Origin of the sequence: Fuchsiella alkaliacetigena (assembly GCF_023227765.1) — a bacterium.
Lineage (GTDB): Bacteria > Bacillota > Halanaerobiia > Halobacteroidales > Acetohalobiaceae > Fuchsiella > Fuchsiella alkaliacetigena.
This window is the reverse complement of record NZ_JALKBZ010000096.1, coordinates 1-4,086: the sequence shown is the minus strand read 5'-3', so window position 1 is coordinate 4,086 and position 4,086 is coordinate 1. Positions and strand designations below refer to the sequence as shown.

At 29.0% G+C, this 4,086-nt stretch carries 2 protein-coding genes; both read right to left on the bottom strand.

What is annotated here, in order from left to right:
- Positions 1 to 64: 64 nt before the first annotated feature.
- On the bottom strand, positions 65 to 2,512 hold the full coding sequence (locus MWH30_RS13545) for a DEAD/DEAH box helicase family protein (protein WP_248664630.1): 2,448 nt from the start codon (positions 2,510 to 2,512) through the stop codon (positions 65 to 67).
- 18 nt (positions 2,513 to 2,530) lie between these two features.
- Positions 2,531 to 4,021 (bottom strand): DNA methyltransferase, encoded by a 1,491-nt coding sequence (locus MWH30_RS13540; protein WP_308221625.1) that lies wholly within the window; start codon positions 4,019 to 4,021, stop codon positions 2,531 to 2,533.
- Between the last annotated feature and the right edge of the window lie 65 nt (positions 4,022 to 4,086).

Sequence of the window (4,086 nt, the reverse complement as noted above, 5' to 3'; positions counted from 1 at the left end):
AGAGAAAGCCTGGTCAAATGCATTTTTATTTTTGAAATTTACATATTTTTCTTCACAACATTAGTCAGAGATCCAAATCTTTTTGATTTTTATACTTTACCATATCCAAATAAAGCTTGTCCCAATTTATTAATTCTAACTGTTGCTTAGAAAAGCTTCTTGGCTTATACACATCAGCTTCAACTTGATTTTGTAATTGAAGTATACCTACACTTCCCAACTTTTCCATCTTAGGTCTTAAATCAAGTTCTACTTTGCAGTTTTTATTTAATTTTAGTCTTATAAATTCATCTTTAGTAAAGCTAAACCCCTTCTTTACTTTGATGGTATAAAGATTCTTATTTAAAAACTCCTTATTCTCTTTAATTGGTAATCTGACTTCTTCCTTGCTTTTAGTGTCTATTCCTTCCTCTTCTAAATACTCTTTAAACTGTTCCATATAGTTTGCTTTTATACCAAAGATATTTAAAGTCTCTAAGAGTGCTATGTAGTCTGGATGATTTCTACTGTTAAAGAAAGCACTTCTCTTTAAAGAATTATTCAAACCTTTTAATCTGACTCCTCTTCCGAACAGCTGAATTATTTGCGAACCTTCAGTCCTACCCATATTCAATAATCCAATATTAGAAACTCGAAAACTGTTCCAACCTTCCGTAAACTTCTTAGAACCAATTAACATATTAATATTGGAGTTTTTATTATTTATATTTAAAAATAATGAGCTTGAAAAATCATCTTCTTTAACAATAAAACCATTATCTTCTAGTATGTTACCCAGCTTGGAAGCATTTCCAATGTTAATTAAAGCAAAGTAGTCTTCTACACCTTTTAACTTTAAACCAAGTTCACCATCACCGTTTTGGATCTTATGTAGCTCTAAATTTCCAGCTTGACTGGAAGTATTAAAGATTATTTCCATCATTCCCTGATAAATTTCTTCTCCAGTTAACTTTTCGTTTTTCAGATAAGGATATCTATCCTTTAATAAATCTCTATCATTTTCATCTACAAAGCCACTTTGGTTATTTAAAATAGTTTCAATTTGATCTATTATTTTACCTGAATTAGATAGGAAGTCTTCCATAAACGTTATGATAAATTCGATATCACTAACACTCTCTTTATCATCATTAGATAGATTGCCAGATGGAGCAATAACGGTATTCCCTACAAAAAGCAATAAAGGATTTTCCAGCTTATAATCTGTTAACTTTTCATTTTCATTCTTAAAATAGAGCTTTTGCTCATAAAAAGAAAGTAAATTAGCCAGTAAAAACTTATTATTGTATTCCGTCAGCTGAGCCTTTTTCAAATTAAGAATATTATAATCTTTCCCATAGCCATCTTTATAGAAGTACTTATAGGAATAATCGAAAATAATCGCCTTTGAATATTCATCTAATAGATTAACATAAAGTTCTTTTATTCGCTTTTGCTTTGATACAGGTAAATTATGTTCTACAAATTTTTGCTCTAGCTGATACAGGGACATATTAATATAAGTATTATTTTTATTTTCATTAAAAATATCTTCCCTAACTTCCGTAGGTAAATCTAAATCTCTTACCTTTTGGCTAAAATATTCTGATTCATTCTTCCATTTTTCAGAGCGATCCATTCTATTTCCAACTGCTTGGCCAAAGGTTGCACTATATTCAAATATAAATCCCTTCTCGGCTAACTGTTCTCGATTATCCTTCCAAACATCTCCACCACTTCCTTTATGGCCTTCGTCAACAAATACTAAGTTTCTACCTTCCAGTTCGCTTATTTCTATACTTTCACCCTCGCCCGTCTTTGTTTCTTTTAATTTAGTTACTTCAATTACGTAAATTTCTTCATCTTTAAGCAGGCCTCCGCCAATATTAGATAGGTGGTCAGCACTTATGTTGCTCTTTTCAAACTCTCCTAGATGCTGTTCACTTAATCCGCTATTAGGAGTAACTAAGATGATATTATCTATCTCTTGGTTGTTATATTTAAAGTACTGCAAATAGTTAATGTGCATAATTAATGTCTTCCCAGAACCGGTGGCCATATAATAGGCTAATTTATTTAAATCTCTATCATCAAATTTAGAATATTTATTTTTATCTCTGGATATTTCCTCATTTTCCTGTTCAACAAACTTATTTAATTCTTCTTGCAACAACTCTTTATTTGTAAAGTATCTATCTAAGAAAATCTCAGTAAATAATACAGCTAAATGTTGAAAGTATTTTAAAACAATTGGCTGATCCCGTTTTTCGTTAATATGATCAACATAATCTTTTATATTTTCATCATAGACTTCTAGTTTCTTTAATAACTTATCCTCAATATCTAAATTTGAAGATAATAATGCTTTCAATACATAACTTTTTCCCTCTTCATCAAAACCATCTTCAATATAGCGTGGATTAATAGCTTGGCGTAGTGTTTTGATATCTCTATCTTTAAAATCAGCAAACTCTTTTACTCCAAACAGTGACAGTAAATATCTATTCAAAATAGTTCTATTCTGTAATTTCATTTTATCACCTACCTTCCTTTAATTAGAGAATAATAGCTTATCAAATTGGTCTTCTATCAGCAACGAATCTGTAACGTAATTATCACCATTAATATAAATTTTATCGAAGTCATTATTAGCTATAATTTCTTCTTCAATAAACCTTTTATCTTCTTCTAAATTTAAATCTATAACTTTTCTCCAAATGACTATTATTTCTTCATTTTCTCGCTTACCAGTTACAACCTTATATTTTCTATTCTGAGATTCATAAATATCGAATTGCTTAATATGCAAGCCAATTAAATAATTAAAAGTTTCAATTAAATTCACTTTCTTTCTTTTTTGCTCTTTATCTTCTCTGATTTTCAATTCATAATTGAATGGATCTTCAAATTTTTCTATATCTAACAATGACTTTTGAGTTTCATAATCAAGCATATAATTAAGTAAATAATCATCAAGTTGACTAGTTAAGGTCATTTGTTCTCCTTCAAATTCAATATTATCTAGCGTATCTTCATATTGTTCTAAAATTTGATACCTAAATATATGACTATACCCTTCTTGAGATTGTGGTTTTCCATCTTTCCATTCTTTAGAGTACATTAGTTTTTGAATCCTTTTTTTAGTAACCTTATCAAAATAATTACCCATCTCTACAAGTATATATTTTCTTTCTCCATCATCCTCTTCGTTCAATTTCAAAGTAGCATGAGCTGTTGTTCCAGAACCAGCAAAAAAATCAACTATATTAGCTTTATGATCATTTTGAGTAGTAGCATGCAAGCATTCATATACATTATAAATAGATTTTGGAAAGTCAAATTCTTTGCTTCCTAATATATTATTTAAAAGTTTAGAACCATAAACATTAGAATTATATTTTTTATTTAACCACACAGTTTTATATCTAAATCTAGATTTATATCTCATAATAACTTTTTTATCATTAATTTCTTCACACTTTAATTCGTCTCTGATTTCTTCAACGCTTTGTCTTGCATGTCTCCATTTTCGTTCTACTCCATTATCATCTATTGGATATATAGTAATTGTACCATCTTCATTTTTTATGTTATCATCTTCAGGATGAAAGTCTTCAGCACAAACATCACCAAAATCAATAATTTTATTGTTTTTTACATAAATAGGATAAAAGCAATTTGCTGAATGCTCTCTTTTAGATTCTTCTCCTCCCCAATCTCTTAAAGGAACTTTATTTGCATCATCCCTTTCATATTTTCCAATATATTGCCCATTGTTAGGGAAAACAAAATAAGCATATTCATGTGTATAGGAAAAATTCTGGCCTTGAATTCCTCCTGGATTATGTACAACTGTCACACAAGTTTTTTCATAGTCGGGAAACATACTTTCTAATAATAAACCTAATTTTTCCTGTTCGTTTTCATCTATAGCAACTACTAAGACACCATCTTCTGATAATAAATTTTTAGCTAATGATAGCCTGTTTTCTATGAAAGATAGCCAAGAAGAATGTTTATAAGTATTTTTAGGCTCTTTAATTAATGTTGTGAAAAATAATCTCTGTTGTAATCGAAGTCTATTAGAAAATAATTACAATAGATTTC